The 21,534-nt window shown below is 39.5% G+C and carries 17 protein-coding genes; 6 read left to right on the forward strand and 11 right to left on the reverse strand.

The features are described from left to right. The 5 genes from QXL17_03220 to QXL17_03240 form a co-directional block, all read right to left on the reverse strand. On the reverse strand, nucleotides 1-437 hold a 437-nt coding region (locus tag QXL17_03220), incomplete at its 3' end, for a transposase family protein (protein ID MEM4258146.1). A 93-nt stretch (nucleotides 438-530) separates the two neighbouring features. Continuing rightward, nucleotides 531-719: a hypothetical protein gene (locus tag QXL17_03225; GenBank protein ID MEM4258147.1), complete on the reverse strand. Its 189-nt coding sequence runs from the start codon at nucleotides 717-719 to the stop codon at nucleotides 531-533. A gap of 83 nt (nucleotides 720-802) precedes the next feature. Then, the gene (locus tag QXL17_03230; GenBank protein MEM4258148.1) at nucleotides 803-940 is read right to left on the reverse strand and encodes a YegP family protein; all 138 of its coding nucleotides are present in this window, start codon (nucleotides 938-940) and stop codon (nucleotides 803-805) included. A gap of 139 nt (nucleotides 941-1,079) precedes the next feature. Beyond that, the gene (gene pstC, locus QXL17_03235) at nucleotides 1,080-4,178 is read right to left on the reverse strand and encodes a phosphate ABC transporter permease subunit PstC (GenBank protein MEM4258149.1); all 3,099 of its coding nucleotides are present in this window, start codon (nucleotides 4,176-4,178) and stop codon (nucleotides 1,080-1,082) included. Nucleotides 4,179-4,500: 322 nt separating this feature from the next. Continuing rightward, nucleotides 4,501-5,661 (reverse strand): substrate-binding domain-containing protein, encoded by a 1,161-nt coding sequence (locus tag QXL17_03240; GenBank protein MEM4258150.1) that lies wholly within the window; start codon nucleotides 5,659-5,661, stop codon nucleotides 4,501-4,503. 330 nt (nucleotides 5,662-5,991) lie between these two features. On the opposite strand from QXL17_03240, the gene QXL17_03245 reads away from it, so the two are divergent. Genes QXL17_03245 through QXL17_03255 form a run of 3 tightly spaced genes read left to right on the forward strand, consistent with a single transcriptional unit; the run spans nucleotide 5,992 to nucleotide 10,097 of the window. Continuing rightward, entirely contained in the window at nucleotides 5,992-7,761 is a 1,770-nt protein-coding gene (locus tag QXL17_03245; protein ID MEM4258151.1) for a type II/IV secretion system ATPase subunit, read from the forward strand. A gap of 8 nt (nucleotides 7,762-7,769) precedes the next feature. Then, complete coding sequence (locus QXL17_03250) at nucleotides 7,770-8,696, forward strand: type II secretion system F family protein (protein ID MEM4258152.1); 927 nt, start codon at nucleotides 7,770-7,772, stop codon at nucleotides 8,694-8,696. A gap of 6 nt (nucleotides 8,697-8,702) precedes the next feature. After that, nucleotides 8,703-10,097 (forward strand): type II secretion system F family protein, encoded by a 1,395-nt coding sequence (locus QXL17_03255; GenBank protein ID MEM4258153.1) that lies wholly within the window; start codon nucleotides 8,703-8,705, stop codon nucleotides 10,095-10,097. A gap of 37 nt (nucleotides 10,098-10,134) precedes the next feature. Here QXL17_03255 and QXL17_03260 read toward each other — a convergent pair whose 3' ends face one another. Both QXL17_03260 and QXL17_03265 read right to left on the reverse strand, forming a co-directional pair. After that, a complete protein-coding gene (locus tag QXL17_03260) occupies nucleotides 10,135-11,421 on the reverse strand; it encodes a hypothetical protein (GenBank protein ID MEM4258154.1) in 1,287 nt (428 codons plus the stop codon). Nucleotides 11,422-11,437: 16 nt separating this feature from the next. Further along, the gene (locus QXL17_03265) at nucleotides 11,438-12,052 is read right to left on the reverse strand and encodes a hypothetical protein (GenBank protein ID MEM4258155.1); all 615 of its coding nucleotides are present in this window, start codon (nucleotides 12,050-12,052) and stop codon (nucleotides 11,438-11,440) included. Between the two features lie 157 nt (nucleotides 12,053-12,209). Between QXL17_03265 and QXL17_03270 the strand changes: the two genes are divergently transcribed. Genes QXL17_03270 through QXL17_03280 form a run of 3 tightly spaced genes read left to right on the forward strand, consistent with a single transcriptional unit; the run spans nucleotide 12,210 to nucleotide 14,891 of the window. Next, on the forward strand, nucleotides 12,210-13,370 hold the full coding sequence (locus QXL17_03270; protein MEM4258156.1) for a hypothetical protein: 1,161 nt from the start codon (nucleotides 12,210-12,212) through the stop codon (nucleotides 13,368-13,370). Between the two features lie 24 nt (nucleotides 13,371-13,394). Next, nucleotides 13,395-14,162, forward strand: a complete 768-nt coding sequence (gene pstB / locus QXL17_03275) for a phosphate ABC transporter ATP-binding protein PstB (protein MEM4258157.1) — start codon at nucleotides 13,395-13,397, stop codon at nucleotides 14,160-14,162. Between the two features lie 3 nt (nucleotides 14,163-14,165). Beyond that, on the forward strand, nucleotides 14,166-14,891 hold the full coding sequence (locus tag QXL17_03280) for a SpoIIE family protein phosphatase (protein ID MEM4258158.1): 726 nt from the start codon (nucleotides 14,166-14,168) through the stop codon (nucleotides 14,889-14,891). Here QXL17_03280 and QXL17_03285 read toward each other — a convergent pair. The 4 genes from QXL17_03285 to ppk1 all read right to left on the reverse strand — a co-directional run bounded on the left by QXL17_03285 (nucleotide 14,888) and on the right by ppk1 (nucleotide 21,518). Continuing rightward, a complete protein-coding gene (locus QXL17_03285) occupies nucleotides 14,888-15,118 on the reverse strand; it encodes a YegP family protein (protein ID MEM4258159.1) in 231 nt (76 codons plus the stop codon). The two genes, QXL17_03280 and QXL17_03285, sit on opposite strands and share 4 nt — an antisense overlap. A gap of 253 nt (nucleotides 15,119-15,371) precedes the next feature. After that, nucleotides 15,372-16,943: a Ppx/GppA phosphatase family protein gene (locus QXL17_03290; protein MEM4258160.1), complete on the reverse strand. Its 1,572-nt coding sequence runs from the start codon at nucleotides 16,941-16,943 to the stop codon at nucleotides 15,372-15,374. Beyond that, nucleotides 16,889-19,318, reverse strand: coding sequence for a CHAD domain-containing protein (locus QXL17_03295; GenBank protein MEM4258161.1), 2,430 nt, complete (start codon nucleotides 19,316-19,318; stop codon nucleotides 16,889-16,891). The genes QXL17_03290 and QXL17_03295 overlap by 55 nt, the downstream gene beginning before the upstream one ends. After that, on the reverse strand, nucleotides 19,305-21,518 hold the full coding sequence (gene ppk1 / locus QXL17_03300) for a polyphosphate kinase 1 (protein MEM4258162.1): 2,214 nt from the start codon (nucleotides 21,516-21,518) through the stop codon (nucleotides 19,305-19,307). The genes QXL17_03295 and ppk1 overlap by 14 nt, the downstream gene beginning before the upstream one ends. Nucleotides 21,519-21,534 lie beyond the last annotated feature (16 nt).

Below are 21,534 nucleotides of genomic sequence, written 5' to 3' on the forward strand. Positions count from 1 at the left end.
ATCTCCTGTTCTGTTGCATCAAGAAATGCTTTCATTTCAGGATATAACTCAAGCAGCTCTTCTAGTGTTCCTATTCTTCGTGTTCTTTTTGTCATCTTTTCTGGTATCGGAATGCAGGTTTTAAGCACTGGTTCAATGAGAGCAATGTCTCGGTAGACATTGCTTTGGTCCAGATCAAAGAGATATTCAAGGAGACTGTAGGTAATGTACAGTCGATAGTACATCAACAGCATCAGGGCTCGTTCCTTGAGTGGGAGTTTATAGGGTCTTCCTGCACCGATTGCTCGTTTTCTCTTTCTTCGGGTTAATCGTTTCTGTTCATACTGAGTATATCGCTGTTCCAGTTGCGTGTATATTTTGTCAAATTCCTTAGGTGTTAGCCCGGTGAATGTGTGGAACATCCCGGGCTTTCTTGATAATTTTTCATAGGTCAGCATCTCTACATCCCATCCGATGTAGAAGATATATGCTAGGGGTTAAAAATTGCTATTTCGCAAGAGGTCTAGTATCTATCTGGTATATGATCTGGGTTAATATCCATGAAAAATGAGAACAAGTTGTTCGATGATGTTTTCTAGAGTATACTGTGCGAAATTTCCACTGGAGTAAAGTTCTCGGAGGAACTGGAGTTGGCGTTCCCGGATCTCTGTCCATTGGTTGTTACAGCGATCATTTTCGAGTTGGATGAGTTTTTGTTCGATCCATTCGTGATGTACCATGATGTTCAATCCTCTTTGGTTTTTTATGAGCATGATACCATATGCTGAGGCGATACAACAGCTAGTTCCGCGTATTGTTTTAGTTATTCAATACCTATAAGGCAATCTTCTTCGCTTTGATATCCTACGCTTTGGACGATAATGCCGTCGTAGGGTGCTTTGAGGTGAAAATACCACTGTCCGTCTTCTTCAGATTGCCAGTATTCAATGAGCGCTACCATAGATCATTCCTTCCGTGCAGATGAACAAAAGAGCTGTTGTGATATAAAGTATTTCTCAATAAAACATGAAATCTACAGAAATCTATAGAGGCTATAATTTTTCAGTTTCTGCTTTTTATAATAGTGATGTCTTAAGTGTTTAATGTTTCATCATTCGGGATGCTCTATATGCGATTATTTTTGCGATTGAATTTAATAAAAGGACAAGAAGGATAAGGAGGAATGCTGCTGCATAGACTTTTTCAGCAAGAGCAGGGTATTTTGTTCCAAGCTGGAAGTAATTGTAAATGAGATTTGGCATGGATGCCGCAGGAGCGAGAAACGAGGTGACAATATGCGCCGTGTAACCAGCGGTGAACATGACCGCAGCAGTTTCACCGATCGCTCGGCCAATAGAGATGATAATGCCGCTAGAAATCATCGGGGAGGCTGGCGGTAGTATAATATGCTGGATAGTTTGCCATTTCGTTGCACCGAGAGCGTAGGATCCTTCACGATAGTCATTTGGTATACTTTTCAGTGCTTCAATACTACTTCTCAGCATGAGTGGAATGATCATTATCCCTAGTGTTAGACCACCAGCAAGTAAAGAGAATCCGAATCGCAGATATAAGACAAAAAAGATAAAGCCGAATGCGCCGTAGACAATTGATGGTGTACTTGCGAGGGTGTCTGATGCAAAGAGAACTATTTTTGTGAGTTTGTTTTTTGAACTAACGTACTCTTGTGTGTAGATTGCTGCCCCGAGTGCTAGTGGTGTTGCAAATCCAATCGCGATTCCTACGAGAAGAAGAGACCCTATAAATGCGTTTGCAAAACCACCTGAACCCAAGGGTTGGTGGATTTCTCTTTGGATAAGGTACTCAAAGCGTAACGATGCACCACCTTTTACTATGACGTCACCTATGATGAAAAAAAAGAATGATGCGACGAATATAACCGCACCTACAAGTACTATTATTATGATTTTTTCTTGTTGTAGTGCTTTCTTACTTGAGGTCGTAATTGTTTTTGAAAAAAGTGATGGTTTCTTATTTTTTTCCTTTTGTAAAGGCGTATTAATATATTCGATAATGGTAAATTGGTTCTTTTTTTGTGATGCGGTAGTTTTTTCTTTTTTCCTTGTCTCGTAGAGTTGAATAATTTTTTGTTTTATTTCTTGAAGGCATCGCATTTTTCTTGATTTTTGGTTCTTTTCTTTTTGTATGATGTAGATGATGATGTTGAGTAAAAAAATCATGATAAATAGGATAAGGGCAACGGTGAATAGGGCATGTCGTATTACATCAGAGTTGAATCCCCATCCAAGGGTGCTTGCGATGACTGATGACATGGTTCCTGATGGTTCTAAGATTGAATGTGGCATTTTTGTCACGGGTCCCATAATCATGAGTACCGCCATAGTTTCTCCTATCGCTCTTCCTAGTGCAAGAATAATGGAAGCAATGATACCTGATTTTGCTCCAGGGAGAATGATGCGTCTTATGGTTTGCCATCGTGTTGCTCCTAGTGCGTATGATCCTTCTTTTAATTCATTTTTGACTGCTTGAATGGAATCTTGAGATAGCGTAAGAATTATTGGTAGGATCATGATGCTCAGAATGATCGATGCGGTGAGGATAGATTCTCCGAAGAGCGATTCCTGACCGAAGAAGGGAAATATATGATTTCCTAAGATAGGTCCTAGAACTAAAAACCCCCACAGACCATAGATCACTGAAGGTATGCCTGCGAGGAGTTCAAAGAGTGATCTAAGGAATTGCGCTATTCTTTTACGGCAGTATACTGAAAGGTAGATGGCGCAGGCAAGTGCTAATGGGACTGCAAAGAAGATGGCAAGAAAACTTGTTGCAAGTGTTCCAACAATAAATGGTAGTATCCCAAATACGGGTTGTGTCCCAGATCGAAGTAGAGTTATAGTGAGGTTTTGGCGATCACCGGTTACTGCAGTATCTGTCGCTGTTACTGTTAAGAAAAGATTGATTTGTTCGCTTGTATTTGTTTCTATCTCTACAGTTCCTTCCCCAGTGAGTAGTGTTGTGTTTTGATTATGAAATCTTGTGGAAAAACGTGGATTGATGCCTTGTATCTGGAGTTGTAAAGTTTCATCTGAAAGTGTTTTTATGTTTAATCTATATGTTATACTGTTGTTTTTGGATATATATTTTATTGGTGTGTCTATATCGAAAATATTTGGGGCGTCATGGTAAATAAATGTGAAGATGTTTGTATCTTTTATCTCTGGATGAAGTTGGGAGGTTATCGTGGTTATGAGTATGTATGCTCCCTCTATTTCTTTTCCAGTATATGAAAGTCGTGGTGTGAGTATGGCTGTGATGGTTTCATTTGATTGAAGGGTTAGTTGACATGATGAGGTAGTATAGTTCCATTCAATACCTTCTGCTTCTATTGAGGGAGTAAAAATATCTGGTGATTGTATAGTGATTAGGTAGGTGTCTTGTGTTGTCCCTGTATTTTTTATGGTGAGTTGTGGACGTATAGTATCTGCATCTTGGCTGTGCCCATGATGTAGGATATTATCTGGTGTTATGTCGACCCCATGTTGTGTGCAGGTGATGTTTAACATGAACGTGATGTTTTGCGCTGTTGCTAATGAGGTAATAGTGACTGGGCAACTGACTGTTGTTTCTATGGTAGATGTTATTGAAAGGGTTATTTGTTGTGATTCTGATGTGTTTAGAAGGAAATATACTGGTTGTACCTTGATGCTCATTGTTGGTATATCTGGAATGTGTACCTGGTAGTGGTCTGTGGATCCACCGCTGTTTTTTGCATATATGTGAACATGTTTTGTGGTATATGGTTGGATGTAGAGGTCTGTTTCGTTGGTGGATACTGTGAGGTGGTATGGTTGGACTTCGGTGACGAGAGTGATTGTGTTGAAAAGGTCTTCCTGGTAGTATGGTTTCCATTCTGTTCCGGTGATGAAGTCAACAGGGTTGGTATGGGAGAATGTGTGCATTCCTTCATTTGCAACAAAAGCGATGATGAGCATAACGAGGATTGTGGTTGAAATCGAAAAAAATAACAGGATTTTTTTGATTACTCGTTCACCGAGGAAGAAGTATAACAGAAATATGGCTTCAATGATGAGAAGGATGACGAGGAAAAATGCTACAGTGATGGGTTGAGGTTCTTTAGTGAGTTGAAACGTGCTTTTAAATTGGAACAAAAGCATGAGCAGTATTATAAGGAAGAGTTGGAGTTCCCAGAGCATGTAGAAATATCTTCTTGGTTTTTTGGTGAGAATCGGGAGAAATGTTAATGTTTCGAGTAAAAGAAAAATGATGATGAGGAGGAATGAATTAAAACTCAATACAGAGGGGAGAATGATGAAGAAAAAGCTAAGAATTTGTATAACAATTAGTAAAGGTAGTCTTATCTGAATGTTTTTTACCTTCATCTGTAGAGGTGACGTGTTCGTTTTTATATAAAGAAATCACACATAATCTATAATAATCTATATAGAGCATATAGATAAAAAAAAGAGATTTGGACCTCTGAGGAGGTCCATTGTTGTTGTATTTTTGTTATGGTGTCTAGTATTTGCTGATGTATCCGCCTGCTTTGCAGATCTGTGAGTTCATCTCAGGTGCAAGGCAGAAGTCGATGAAGACTTTGATGTCGTTCTGTGGTTGGCCGACGGTGATGAAGTAGAGTTTCTTGGCGCATTCTGTCTGTAAGTTCTTTGCTTGGGTGACAAAGTTGGATGAGGTTGGGTCAACATCGATAGAATCTGCGCTGAGGCGCATTATTGGCATGCGGATACCGCTGGCTGCTTTTGCTACACCATATGCAGCGAATCCAATGCTGTTTCCATCAGCTGCGATTGTGGTAACCATAACCTGGTTGCTTTCAACATGGTTTGCAGTGATTCCAGCTTCTTCAAGAGTCTCTTTGCCGGTGTCAAGGAAGTGTTTTGAGAAGGTGTCTTCGGTCCCTGATACATCAGATCGATCATATATCTTTACTACAGTATTACCTGTGCAGAAATCAGCTGCTTGGTAAGTGTAACCAGAAACAATGACTTCATTGTATTTGGCAATACTTATCGGTACTTCATTCCACTGAATTTTCCCATCAGCAGATTGACCAGTTACTATACCATCTAACTTGGTTATTACATCTGAATATTTCTGTGGTATTGACGTTGTCGTTGCTCCTCCATTCTTATAATAGATCGCACCGATAACATTTTCGTGGATGCTGACGAGTTCAGTTCTGGTAGATGGAACAATGATAACAACCGCATCATATGCTACAACTGTCTCTACGAGTTCTTTTCCGATATCTTTTTGACCATCATTGTTCAGATCAGGGTATTTGGTCTTATCACTGGCTGATAATGGTTTTGAGGACATACCAATATCAATTGCACCGGTCCCGACCGCTGCGATACCAGCACCAGAACCACCTTTCTGAACATTTACCTTATAGTTTGGATTGGCGCCTTGGAAGTACTGAGCAGCGACTGCTCCGAACTCATACACGGTTGTACTACCACCAATGATTAATGATGCCTGTAACTCGCCGGCACCACCGGTTTTTGATTGCACATCTTTCTGCCAGCCGCTCTGCCAGACATAGAACGCACCAGCTGCCCCTACTGCAACGAGTACGAGCATCAAGGTGGCTATGATCGGCGAGACCGCCTGGGCGTTTCGCACTACCCTTTTCATGATTTGTTGTTTTTTATTCATGGTTTTGTTGCCTCCTTTTCAGGTTTTTTGTGTTTTTGTAGTTGGATCCATCCCCCAACACCGTCAGGTTCACAAATCCAAACATTGGCTACGAAAAAAGAAACCCTTCTTTCGCACCCAAGACACAGCAACAAAGTCTTTTTTTAATAAACTTGCTTAAATAAAAAATATAGAGCAAGTACAGAACCCCAAGTCAATGAGAATCACAGGAGACCCTATAGAAACTACATAGACTATGGTTTACTATAGGGTTTCTATACAGCATACTTTAATAGAAAACCTATCATAGAGAATGCTTAGATAATCGAATAAAAAGAACTGTCTGGAGGCATGCCTATACCACGATTTGAAAATATCTCAAAAATGTTCAAAAAACAGGATGAGACTGAACTTCAAGTCACCAAACTCTTAGACACCAAATACCGAGAATTACTGAAAAAGAAAGCAGAAAGCCTTGAAAAACACTTTCTGCCGAAAAGCGAAATCTCAGAAAAACTCATCCAACAAGAAGAAATCAGCTTCATGCGACGAGAATTCGAACGCAACAAAAGCAACGTCAACGTCACCTATCCAATCAACCCACCGTTTGCCTTCGTCAACATACTTTTTGATCAAAAACAAGGTGAATTCAACTATCTGCTCAAAGAACCAAAACTTAAAGACGATGAACTGCAAAAACTTGATCTCATCAAACAGAAAATCGAAACAACCATGGATGAAGAAAACCTTCCTGTTGATGAAGAAGGCATGTTTACCATTTCCAAAGAACTCAAAAGCTACCTTGAAAAACGATTCCTTGATATTATAGATCTGTATGATATTACCATTGATGAACGACGACGACCGATCATGTTGTACTATCTTCAAAAAGAACTCATCGGACTTGGTCGAAGTGATGCGATCATCAAAGACCCATTTGTCGAGGATATCGGCTGCAACGGACCAAAAACACCTTTGTACCTGTATCATCGTGTCTTTGGATCAATGAAAACCAATGTGGTCTACCCAAGCGAACTTGAACTCAACAAATTCATCCTCAAACTAGCTCAAATCTCAGGAAAACACATCAGTGTCTACCAACCAATCCTTGATGCAGTGCTTGCTGACGGTAGTCGAATCAACCTTACCCTCGGCTCAGAAGTCACCAGGAAAGGATCAACCTTTACCATCAGAAAATTCAGCTATGACCCGATATCACCTATCGATCTGCTCAGATTTGGGTCAATATCAACACTTCAACTCGCGTATTTCTGGCATCTCATCGAACATAAAAAATCACTTCTGATGAGCGGAGGAACCGCCAGTGGAAAAACAACCCTTCTCAACGCCTTATGTATGTTCATTAGACCAGAAGACAAAATCGTCAGCATCGAAGACACCCCGGAAATCCACATCGACCATCAAAACTGGATCCAATCAGTCGCCAGAAAAGGATACGGAAAAATGCTTGGAGTTTCTGGCATCTCTGGGATCTCCGGTATCTCAGGAGTATCATCATCTGGTGGTGGACCTGGAACCATCGACATGTTTGATCTTCTCGTCGCAGCACTCCGCCAACGACCTGAGTACATCATCGTTGGTGAAATCAGAGGACGAGAAGCATTTACGCTGTTCCAAGCAATTGCTGTTGGACATTCATCCATGAGCACGGTTCATGCTGGAGGTATTGAAGAACTCCTCCACCGTGTTGAAAACGAACCAATGAACATCCCTCGGGTACTGTTTCAAAGCCTTGATGCAGTTGCCTTCCAAGGTCAAGTTTTTGTCAACGGAAAACGCGTCCGACGGGTTAAAAGTATCGTTGAAATCCTTGAAATCGACCCAGATACCAACAACCTCCTCACCCATGATGCATTCCAATGGAACCCAAAAGGAGATTTTTTCCATTACAGTGGCCGTAGTTTCATCCTTGAACGAATCGCAAAAGAAACCGGCAAAGACATCCAAGACGTCATGAATGAGCTCAAACGAAAAGAACACTACCTTCAACTCATGAATAAACATAGTCTCACCTACTATAAAGATGTGAGCAAAGCAATCAACATGTACTATGTTGACCCTACAAAAGCAACCCTTGAATTAGAAGCAACCCTACGGTAAATATTTCTATGCGCCAAAAAACCAAACCATCAAACCTCAAAAAAAAACAGTATATCAAAATGTTTACAGAGAAGTACAAAGCATTCTGTTTTCGTATCCTTGGAAAATATATCAAACCGACTGAAAAGCCGGGTTCAATCCACGATAAACTCCGGATGGCAAACATGAAATACACACCCGCGGTATTTTATGCAACCATCATTATCACCGCACTCATCACCCTGGGATGCTCACTGCTCGTCTACAGTCTTCTTTTCGTCATCATTCTCGGAAATGAAACCTGGTGGTACTACACCCTTGGGTTAACCGGGTTAACAACCGGGTTAACCATCTTGATGTTTTTTTTCGTCATGAACTCAAAAATATCCTCACGGAAATCACAAATCAACCATGAACTTCCCTATGTCCTCAGTGAACTATCAATTCTTGCAAGCACGGGATTAACTCCGATTAAAATCATGCGGCATATGGCACAACGAAGTGGCGACCCAGCTATGACCTCAGAATTCCGAAAGATCATCTCAAAAATCGACGTCGAAGGAAAAGACATCATCACCGCACTCAGTGAAACCGCAAAAGAAACACCATCTCCTCTCTTCCGAGAAACACTCTGGGATCTCTGCAATATGATGCACCAAGGTGGAGACTTAGATGCATACCTGCGATCCAAAGCAGACATCACCTTGCAGATTAAACGAGACATTCAAAAAGAATTCATCGAAAAACTGGCAACCTACTCAGAAATGTATTCAAGTCTTGTCCTCATTGGCGTCTTATTCCTCGGCATTGCTGCATTCCTCCTCGACGTTATGCAGTCATCCATCGGACCATTAACCGCTGACTCGCTCCTGCTACTGCTCTCCTATGGATTAATCCCAGTTGCCCTCATCATCATAAACTCAATTATAGCTATGGCCTACTCAAAAACCGGGTAATCACCTATGCACACAACAAAAACACTCATCATTATTCTTCTGCTGTTCTTTTTCATCATAACCTTCAGTTCAGCACAAGACGACACCGAGCCACCAACTATTCTTATGATTACACCATTGGATACTGAAACCATTACCAATCAAACACCGCTCATCAAAGTAGAATATGCTGATACCTCAGGGGTCGCACTTGATCGCATCAAACTCTACGTCAACCTCATTGACGTCACCGACTGGGAAGAAACTATAATCACATCCAATTTTATCTCATACCAAGTACCTCAAATTTTAAAACTCAACAACGGCAACCACACTGTCACCATAGAACTTCAAGATATTTACAACAACCGAATCACCAAAACCTGGACGTTCACTGTTGATACCACCCAACAAACAACGAGCGAAGAAGGATTTGATCTCTTTACCATCATTACCTACATCATCTATGGAATGCTCCTCACATTCATCATCTTTATCATAACGATACTGTATTTAAAGAAAACACGACGATTCACATTTAAAAAATTCTTCATCAAACATCCAATTCAAAAAGAGGTCGTCACTCTTTACATACCTCTCCTCATAGGTTTTTTCATCATTGTATTCGGCCTTGCATATACCTCACGAAACCTCACTGAAGCACCATTCATGCCTGAATACCTTTTCACCATCGGTCTTTTCGTCGCACTCCTCCCTTATACCATCGCAGCAATCATCGAACGCCGAACCATCAGCAGATATGAACAAGCTTTTGCACAGTTTCTCTTTGAAATTGCTGAAGCGATGCGTGGAGGACTTGATCCAACCAAAGCAGTCATTGAACTATCAAAAACAAGTAAAGGAATTCTCAAAGATCATCTTCAGAAAGCAGCTGAAAATATTAAACTTGGCAGACCGTTTGATGAAGTTATGACCGTTATGGTTCGACCAATCAAAAGCGAACTTGTCAAACGATATGCAACACTCATCGGCGATGCGTCAAAAATCGGCGGAGAAACATCCCTGGTGATCTACCGAACTGCAAAAGATATGGACGATTTCATCAAAATTAGTCTTGAACGCAGACGACAACTCATCGCACAAATCACCACGATATACATAGCGTTTGCAGTACTTTTAATTATCTTATATCAACTTATTATTATGTTTCCCTCGATGGGTTCAATGAACATCTCACTGCTCGGAGTCACCTCGCTTGAATCCACCGAAACCTCATCAGCGATCAGCAGAATGACGATTGAAACCATGAAACGACGATTCCTCCATCTGATGATCATTAACTCACTTGGTACGGGAACACTCATGGGCATGCTTGTTGATGGAAAAATCAAATACGGATTAATTCATTCATTAATTTTAACAGCTGTATCGATAGTATTCTTCGCAGTACTCATACTATAAAACAATTCAAAAAAGAGAAAACTAAAAAATACTTTTTTTATTCTGTAACTGAGCCTATAAAATCACAATACGGACAACGCAGAACACCGTTTTTTCCATTCAATTCAGAGGTAAATGTTTTATGGCACATCGGACAGGAGATCTTCACCATTGTTTTATCAATGGTATCAGACCCTTCTTCTTTTGGCATGGTTGTCTGAACAGCTGGATCTACCAAAAATTTTGATTCTCCAGAAGACCTATTCTTTTTTTTTAATAGTTTTTTCTTCGTAGTCTGATCCTTTTTAAGAGAAAAACGAGATACCGTATGCTGCGGTTGTTCTTTCTTATCAGGTTTTCTCAAGGGTATCTCTTTTTTAAGAGGGATACATACCATTTCAGTTTGTTGATCCTCAGGAACCGCAAGTTTTTGCTCTTTGATCATGGTCAAAACTTCACTTACGAGAACATCATCAATCATAATACACCGTTTCTTTGCTGCATAATCAATTACGACATCAGCAAGTTTGAGTAAATGACGGGGATTTCCAGCAACTTCAAGATTCATAAACGCTATACCCCCTGGGGTGAACGGATACAATGGATCAACATCATCAACCAACCGTTTTTCCAATAAGCGCTTTGCAATCATTAACTGTGCTTCCTGATCACTCAGCGGCGATAACACAATCTTCCGGTTAATCCGCTCATGCAGCGATTGATGTGATTCCATAAGTGATTCAAAAAACATTTGATCACAGCTAATCATGATCATCACACCAGGGTTAATATGATCAATCAAGACGTGTAACACATGCAAAAACCGATCTGCATCTTCAACCTGTGCGAGATGATGAAAGTCGTTTATCAACAAAAAAGAAGGAATATTCTGATTCAACGCCTCAGCAATTACACGTCCTGCCTTGTCAGGATCATACTGTTTTTCAGCTTTTTTCCGTTTTTTCACCACTGCTTTATACCATTTCGGCGGTGCAAAAACTCGAGAAAAAAACCCAAGTTTCGTCTGCGAAATAATCAGATCAAGAATCCCTTCAACCATCCAACGCGTCTCAAAGGTCATATTTTGAAACACATAAAACGCTTTATTCCGTTTCGCTTCGTTTGCAACCAACAGCAATCTTTCTGTTTTCCCAGCACCAAGACCTCCAAGTACCGCAAGCACAGCTTTGTTTTCCTTGTAAAAAACCTCCTCACGAATTCTTGCAAGATCTTCATCGATACGCTGAGTTACATGGAAGATATCAACATTTTCTAAACTTTCACTTGATAAATCTCGAAATGGGTTACCACTAAGGCCATATCGTTCATATCCTGTCTTCACCATAGTTCGTATTCACATCCTACGTCACACGAGCACGAAGATCAACATTGATTCGTGTGCCATCAAACGTATAATAAATATTCGTTGTAAATGAATTCCGGTTCATCCATTTTGAAATCCGAATGAAACGAGCAATACCGCTCGACGTTTCTTTGGTTAAAAACTGGATAATACCATCAGCAAGATGACCAATCGTTATTTGAACCTTTTCATCAAGCATCCCATACTCCAACGTCAATAAAAGTATGGTGTTATTTTGCTTACAGAGACTATCGAGCTCCTCAAGAATCATCCGAACCTCAGATAATGATTTATCGAGAACAAGATACGAAAAAGAATCGATAATCAACACCACATCTTTTTTCACAAAATCCTTCCAATGCTGATGAGAACGTTCTTCAACTACCTGAAAATGTGACGAACCAGTATACTCCAACAGCTCAGCGCAGATTTCTTCTTTAGCTCGTGATGAGATATAAATAACTTCTTTTTTCTGTTTCTGCGCAAAACCAGCGAGAATCTGAGTAAAAATCGTTTTGATTGGATCAATCGTCCCTTGAATAACAATAATATTACCCTTTGGGATTTCATGAATAAATTGATCTAAACCAGGAATAGAAATCGGAATCCCCATAGTATGCATACCTATATTTTTTATAATATACTGCTCAATAATTATTAAACATATTGAATATAATCTATAGAAACCATACATATCTATATAGAACTATATTCACTGTATACTTTATGAGGTATAATTTTAAGATAGACAAAAAATTAACACACTCTGTATGCAACAATTTCACCATGCCACTCAAGCAGTTTCTATAATTATTGGGGCACTCATGCTTACCGTTATCGTCGTCTCAGCAGCAACCGCATTTGCCGTATTCACCAGCCAGAAACAGAAGGAACTCATGGAAGCAGAATACGCAAAACTCAAACGAGACCTTGAAGAACTTAAAATACTTTCGATATCAAATCCCTCCTATGAATCGACCTCTCAACAATTAAAAAGTATCACCTTCACCATCGCAAACCTCCACGCTGACGACTCGATTATAACATCGCTTCAAATCAACACCAATTATATCCGGCATTTTGTTGTTCAAAGATGCGATACAACACAAGAAGAATGGCAAATATCATCAGCCACTGGAGCATTCCTACTGGGCGGTCTGTATGCTTTAGATTCCACTCCTACACAGAATCCGTATATCTTCTTCGATAAAAACAATGATCATACCTACTCGATAGGAGACATCATTATCGACCTTGATTATGATAACAACGGTATTGACGCACAACCAACGTATACTGATAAAGGTGGACTGATCGCATATGATACCATGAATGAACCGTATATCTTTCGCGATGCTAATGATAATAAAAAATATGACAGTTCAAACGATGATATAATAGACAAAAATCCAGACAACAACGGCAATCCAGCTGCCCCAAACGATGGTAACCCTGGAAAACAACTGTTCCCTGAAATCAACCAACGCTTTAAAATACAATCACGAGAACAAATACTCATCAACATATCAAATATTCAAACTGATGTGTATCTCACCACTCCTATCTATCAAAACGATGCAATCACGTTTTCACTCTATACAAACCTTGGAAAAGAATTCACAAAAACATTCATTCCACCAACAGCAATCATCAAAATCGATGTAGAATCACTACCTGGAGGAAATTCCTATTACGTCCTTGATGGTTCAGCCTCAGATCATCCAGGTGATGGCTATATCATAAAATGGAACTGGAACGTAACCAACATATCGAAACAACCACCAAACAACTATCAACACTTCGCAGGACGAAAAGCCCAGGTTGATCCAAACTTTGGTTTTAACCCAACTACCTACAAATACTGGGTTAACCTCACCGTATCTGATAACTACGGAATGAAAGGGACGACTTCATTTAAATTAGAACCATAAAATTCATCAGGAAATGTTTTTCATATGGCTGCAAGTAAAAAACCAAAGATAACCATTGACGACTTGAATCTCTGGTATGGCGACAAGCAAGCACTTATCAACGTCTCACTTCAAATCCCAGAACACAAAATCACCGCACTTATCGGTCCCTCAGGATGCGGCAAATCAACTCTGATCCGATGTCTCAACCGTATGAACGACATCATCGACGACTGCAAAATCACCGGAAAAGTAATTTTTGACGGACAAAACATCTACGATAAAAATACAAACGTTGTTGAGATACGACGCAAAATTGGCATGGTGTTCCAAAAACCAAACCTCTTCCCAAAAAGTGTTTATGATAACATCGCCTATGGTCCACGAATGCAGGGAGTAACCGATAAAAAAATACTCAACCATCTCGTTGAATATACCTTAAAGAAAGCAGCACTCTGGGATGAAGTCAAAGATCGACTCCATGAATCAGCCATGGGACTCTCAGGAGGACAACAGCAACGACTCTGCATCGCACGAGCACTTGCCATAGAACCAGAAGTTATTCTCATGGATGAACCCTGCAGCGCACTTGATCCGATCGCAACAGCTAAAATCGAAGACCTCATGAACGATCTCAAAAAGGAGTACACTGTCGTCATCGTTACCCATAACATGCAACAAGCAGCACGTATCAGTGACTACGCCGCATATATGTATCTCGGAAAAATGATCGAATTTGATCAGACAAAAAATATTTTTGAAAAACCCAAAGAAGAACTCACTCAAAAATACGTCACCGGACGATTCGGATAAAAAATGATAACTATGTACTATCATGTGGTTTCTGAAAAAGGAACAAAACGACCAGAAAATGAAGATAGCTATATCATTGAACAAAATAACAACTACATTTTGTTTGCTATTGCAGATGGTGTCGGCGGATTACCCGGGGGAAAAAAAGCAAGTACTACTGCACTCCAAAGCTTTCAGAGCATTCTAAAAACACATACATCAATAGATTTACTCAACTCAATTGAACAAGTTCATCGATCAATTCTCATGGAAGGAGAAAAACAACAAAAACAAATGGCAACCACTATTGTAGCATGTCTCATTGACCGAACATCAGGAAAAGCATTGATAACTCATGTCGGCGATAGCCGAGCATACATCATCGACGACACCATATGGAAAACCAAAGATCATACTCTTGTTCAGGAACTTGTTGATCTTGGCATCATTACTGAAGAGCAAGCTCTCACCCATCCTGAACGACACCGGATCACGCAAGCATTAGGAATCACCCAACAATTACATCTACAACTTCACAGAAAACTCATTAACGACTCGATACTTCTCCTGTGTTCAGATGGACTCAGTGACTTTGTCCCTGATGCAGAACTTGCGGCAATCGCACGAGGGTACGAACCAAAAGAAGCATGTCAAAAACTCGTTGAAAAAGCACGAAAAAACGGGAGTACCGATGATATCACTGTTCTAATAGCACATATCAAAAACCAACAAAAAAATAATTTTTTTTAATATTGTTCAAGTGACTGAACCCGAACTATATGCGCTAAACAACTATTCATCTTAATATGTTCAATTGCAACAAGGCAATCTTCTTCTGATGTATATGGATCACTCTGCAGTAACAACGAACCATCAGCAGCTTTTAATTGAAAAATCCATTCATCCTCACGAAAACAACCATATTCAAATCGTGGTTTTTTTACGGTTTTATCAGATTTTCTCAAATGTTTCATCATACAACCAAGATCATCATCAACGAACAATAAGAAAAGGATTTGCTGTAGAAAAACAATAAATTGACATGACATACATAGTACGCAATACATCTATAGAAAAAACAATGCTCTATATACTTTATTGGACAAATTAATAAAAACAACTAAACAAATATCAAAAATATGACGATGCTGCTCTCCAAGGAAAGTACGTCGTATTAATGTGCATCCCGTCCACCTCACCTCCTCCTCCTTCGTACTTTCCTGTCTTTTTTTACTCAACAAGAACTTCCAAGGGCATCCCAAAGATTTTTTCAAACGCCTCACAATCAGCAGAAACACTCCACCGTTCTAACTCACACTGACCATCAACACAGGACAGAATCAATGAAAGAGTATCTTTTTTCCCTTGTTTCAAACGCACGTTTCGAACAAGATGTGCATGACTACGATCAAGTTTTTCTGCTAATCGAAGAATAAACGATAGAACTGAGACAAGCTGCTGATCTTTTCGACTTAGTTGCGTCATCATGAAATCCTTCTTTTTCGGCAATTTTTTCCGATGATATCGAACAATGGTCGCCATGATTTCAATCTCGGTTTGATCAAATCCTAACAACTCTGCATTATTAATAATATAATGAGAATGCAGATGATGACTTCTAAAAGATATGAAATTCCCGATATCATGCAACACTGAGGCATACCGCAACAACTCCAATTCAGCATCACCGTACGTATGAAGGCGCAGTTTCTTCGTTTGTTCAAACAATTGAATTGCGATACTTTCAACAGTTCGAGCATGCGTCATATTCACATTAAAGAGCTTTGCAAGTTGTAGAACACTGCTCTCACGAACTGATAAGGTGGTCCGGTGTGTATATCCCTCATGTCGTTCTAAATAATCAATAATCATACCATGGCGAAGATCTCGATAACTAACGATAAGTTCTTTGATGTTAAAATCTTCCATAAAACAGTCAAGAATTACAGCACCTGGAATAATAATATCTGCACGTTCAGGATTAATCCCTGGAACCTCCCGGCGTTTATTCAATGGAATGGTACATAACATCTGAATTGTTTTTTTCAATTCTTTATAATTTAACGTCAGATTGTTTTTGATGATATCATGACCATGATACTTAGCGGTGATTTCAGCAAGATTGATAATTGTCCCAGAACTTCCTATTGCCATCTGGATGAGTTGTGGATTCACCCGTTCAATAACACGAATCATTTTCTTTTTTACAAATCGTTTCATATCATTATACACAGCCTCAGATATTGGCTTCTCTACGCTATCTGATAAAAAAATATCTTTGAGTCGAATAGCTCCAAGACCAAGGCTTTCTAAATCAAAAAAGTTTTTTTGATCACCGATGATAATCTCGGTACTTCCCCCACCAATATCAATAAAAACCGCGATATTGTTTTGAAGATGTACGCCACTAGAAAGTCCAAAATAGATCAATCGAGCTTCCTCTTTTCCAGAGATAATACGAACGTCAACATTTGCCTCTGAGGATAAACGTTGAATAAAATCAAGACGATTGTATGCTTCACGAGCTGTTGATGTTGCAACCGCATGAATCTCAGAGGAACCAAAGCCTTTTGCCGCTTCAACAAATTTTTTCACCACTAATACGGCATAGTCAATTGTTTTCTGATTGATATATCCTGTCTTGAAAACTTTTTCACCGAGTCGAACAGATTCTTTTTCCTCACGTAGAATCGCATACGACTGATTCGGATTAATACGAACAATAATCAACCGTATTGAATTTGTTCCTATGTCAATAAAGGAAACGACTTTACCGGTCTGCTGTTCAGACGAGGTCGGCAACGAAGCTCCAACGTCCGGTTGAACATTTTTTCGAATAAATCCTTTTTTTTGTCGACTGCTTTTATTTCTAATTCTCCTATCCCCTCCATGAGACATTCAATGATCACCTTCTGCTCATAACAAACAATCTGAATATCATGAATCACCGAGGAATGTGATACATCTAACGCATCAGCAACACGTAAGAGTGCTGCTAAATATCGTACCTTTTTTTGATCCTCAGAACATAACTCGGTGAAAGGATAATGGGTGCTCTGTGGCAGTTTTTTTCGATGATACCGAGCAATACACCCGATGATATACCGTTCACGCGTTGAAAATGGAAGTTTCTGATTATTCAAAATTAGTTTTAACGATGCTTTATGATGACCAACCTGACCAAGCGACCAACCGATATCATGCAGGAAACCAGCACATTCTAGATAATACCGTTCTTTTTCTCCAAGACCATGGAGGTCTTGTAAGGCATCAAATAACCGCAATGAAAGCAAGGTTACCTGTTTTGAGTGACGAGGATATTGATCATAGTGGATAGCAATTTTTTCCACAATTTTTTTCTTCTTTGTTTGGTTCATCTGAGAACGAAATGAATTAAAAAACATCTTTCTCCGATGTGTACTTTCGTAGTGTTCCTCCTCTTCAAGAATCACGTCTAATGAAACACCTCGCAGAAACATCTGCGCAAACGATTCAGGTAGTTTTTTTTGCCGGATCGCCTCAGCCGCAGCTATCACATCATATTCAACAAGCCGCTGCTGAACCGAAAATGGATAGGTATCCACAATCATATACATAGCTCGAGCATCATAATTGCCAGGTCGCCCAACACTACCCGGATTGAGAAATAACACATTTTTAAACGATTTATTCAGGAAAACATGAGAATGACCGGTGATAATCACATGCGCTCGAGCGATTTCAACTTGTTTCTGCAGATAACTGTCAGGAGATGTTTTTTCGATAGCCTCATGCTGTGACTCAGGGGTACCGTGATACATCGCAAAAATTTTTTCACCAATCATAAAACGTGACTCTTTTGGTAATTTCTTTAAAAAATCGATGTTCTCTTTTGATAAATTCACCCGAGCGTAATGACGAGCGATTTCCTTCACATTATCGTTTTTTATAAGAGATTTTGCTTTATAGTGCAACACCTCATCGTCATAATTTCCTAAAATATGAAAACCAGGGAGTTCTCTTAAACACGACACGACTTCATCAGGATATGCACCATATCCAACAGCATCACCTGCATGGAAAAAAAGTGAAACCTTTTGTTCTTGTGCATCTCGAATAACCGCTGAAAGAGCATGTAGATTCCCATGCACATCAGAAAGAAACGCAAGCCTCGTCCGATACTCTGTGGGAAAAATAAAACGATACGTGACAAAATCAGAAAACTCATCAAACCATTTACTGTCCCTCAGCTGATGCCAGGTGGTAGTAAGTTCTGCAAATTGTTCCTGTCGTTTTTCTCGAATATAATACAGAAACAATAACAGTCCTCGTTCTATATTGGTGATGGTCTCAATTGGTATTTTGTTGAGTAACATTTTTTCTTTTTCAACGTCAATAAAAGTCGGGATGTATTCAATCCACACGTCATAATCATGCAGTAATCCTAAACTGTCCTGGAGATTTTTCACCACATCAAGCTTATTTTTTACTAACTCATCTGCATAGAGTGGTTGAAAAATTTCAAGCGTGTACCGCAGTCGTTTTGCGGCAATTCGTAGTTTATGATGTTTTTTAACCGCGGTTTCATCTTCAAGACAGGAACTTAGTTTTATGAATTCCTTATATCTCTTTTTAATTCTTTTATGCGCGTCGATAAAAATATCTACCGGGAGATCTCCTATCTCAAACTTTTGAGAACAATCATACAACTTTGAACATGCATCCTTCATCTCACAAAGAATATTGTGTTGTTTTAACTCATCCAGCGTTTTTTCAACAGATTTCTGGAGCTCCTCTCGATACTGACGATGATGCTGTACAAGATATTCTACACCTGGGCGCATATTTTCTTCAGGAAGTTTTAACAGCAGTTGAGCTAGAAATTCTATTTGAACGTCAGTATCACGAGCAACGCCAAGTGATCGAGTGATGTTTTTAATAGCAGTGTTCCATCGTTTCCATTCTGAAGCTGAAAAAACATCTTTAAATACGAATAGAGCAGCACGAATACGCCGAGATGTCACCCGGAGCTTATGAACAAATTCTATATCATGTTCTTGATAACCGCTTTGAATGATCTGTTCCATCGTTTCAACAAAGCGATTCAGCGATGCTCCGGCAAACCGTGTATCATATCGATCTGGTGATGTTCTATCCTCTGATGACATAAGAACTGTTTCGTGATTATTCACGTTCATGCCATATGCCTCGATGATCCACTAACCATTGTTGAGAATTCAACATTTCTTTATCATCTGTTGGATGGACCCGCACGTACACGCCATCAGGAAGTAAACGACGGGCTTTAACGGTGTCCTTCAGATGAATCTGCAACATATGGGTAAGAATCGCTTTCCGTAATCGGGGATCAGGAACAGGAAATAACACCTCAACACGGCGATCAAGATTCCGAGGCATCATATCAGCACTTCCGATGATCAGTTCATCATTTCCTCCATTTCTAAAATAATACATCCGAGCATGCTCTAAAAATCGTCCGATAATTGATATTTCAGTAATATTTTCGCTAATATCCTTAATTCCTGGTCGAAGACAACATAATCCTCGAACATTCAAATCAATTTTAACACCGGCCATTGACGCACGGTATAATGCTTTGATAATCTCAGCGTCGACAAGTCCATTCATCTTCAACGCAATATATCCATTTCCTTCTTTTTTATGAATCTCAATCTCACGTTCAATACGACGGATCATCTCGCGACGGATCATCTTCGGAGCGACAATCAACGTTGAATATTCATCCTTAGAGGAATACCCAGTTAATGAGTTAAACAGATCAGAAAGATCAGCACCAACAGCAGGATTACACGTAAAATATCCTAAATCTCCATACACCCGTGCAGTAATCTCATTGTAATTACCAGTGCCAATATGACAAAAACGAATAATCTTATCTCCTTCTTTCTTCACCACTAAACAAATTTTTGCATGAACCTTTAAATCAACTAATCCATACACAACATGGACTCCGGCTTGTTCTAACGACCGCGCCCAGTTGATGTTATTTTCTTCATCAAATTTTGCTTTTAATTCAACAAGCACCGTCACGTCTTTACCATTTTGCCGAGCCTCCATAAGGACGTCAATGATTGGAGATTTCTTTGCAATACGATACATCGTAATTTTAATTGCTAACACATTGCGATCATTTGCTGCTTGTTTCAAAAAATTAATAAAAATATTGAAACTGTCATAGGGATGATAGAGGACAAAATCTTTTTTTGTCAGTGCATCTAAAATATTTCTATCTTCGCGAAGCTCAGGAGGGGTAAACGGTAAAAATGGCGTATCCTTCAATGCAGGTCGATCAATCCGTAACAACTGCCAGAGATCAACCAATCCAAGCGGTCGGTTCACTGGATAGACAAAATCGTGAGATAGTCCAAGATTTTTCATAAAAAGAGCTTGGAGTTGCTGCGGCATTGACCCATCGACCATAAGGCAAACAGGAGAGCCAACCTTCCGGGTCTCGATACTTTCTTCAATGGCTGTTAATAAATCTGCTGCTTGATCCATTGAAATTGAAATCTCTGCATCACGAATGACTCGAAAACTATATGCTCCAACGATGTCTAAGCCAGGGAATAACACTTCTAAATTTGTTGCAATTAAATCTTCAAGCAATACATACTCCAAAGGAATTACTTCTTGTTCATTGTGAAGTTGATTTTTTTCTTCATTTTGCTCACTTGGAACAGGCACGAAACGAGGAAACAAATCTGAAGATATTTTTACACGCGCATATTTCTCCTGGTTTTTTGCATCTCTGATAACGACTGCAAGATTTAAACTTAGATTAGATAAAAAAGGAAAAGGATGTGAAAAATCTAAAGCAAGTGGTGTTAATGTTGGGAAAATCATCTGTTCAAAATATTTTTTCAACGCTGTTTTTTGTTTTTTTGAAAGCTTCTGAACCTTTTTTATATAGATTCCTTCTTTTTCTAAGTCTGAAACGATTTCATTCCAGCAGTTCTCATATCGTTCAAAGAGCTGCGATACCTCTTTTCTGATTGTTTTTAGTTGTTCAGTCGTTGTCATACCATCAAGGGGAACTTTTAAAGCACCTCGAGATAATTGACGTTTCAAACCAGACACCCGTACCATGAAAAACTCATCGATATTACTCCCGCAGATAGCTAAAAATTTTGCTCGTTCCAGTAACGGATGAGTTTTATCGCACGCCTCTTCAAAAATACGTTCATTGAGCCGGAGCCAACTCAACTCTCGGTTAATATACAATGCAGGATCATCGAGTACGTTATCTTGAACGCTGCGTTGTTCTAATTGATCTTCAAGTTCATCAATCGGTATAACTTTTTTCTGGATGAGACTTAACTCAGGATCTTCGTTCATTTTTAATGAATCTCGGTTCATAGTGATCAATACCAAC

Source organism: Candidatus Thermoplasmatota archaeon (assembly GCA_038884455.1).
Taxonomy (GTDB): domain Archaea; phylum Thermoplasmatota; class E2; order DHVEG-1; family DHVEG-1; genus JAWABU01.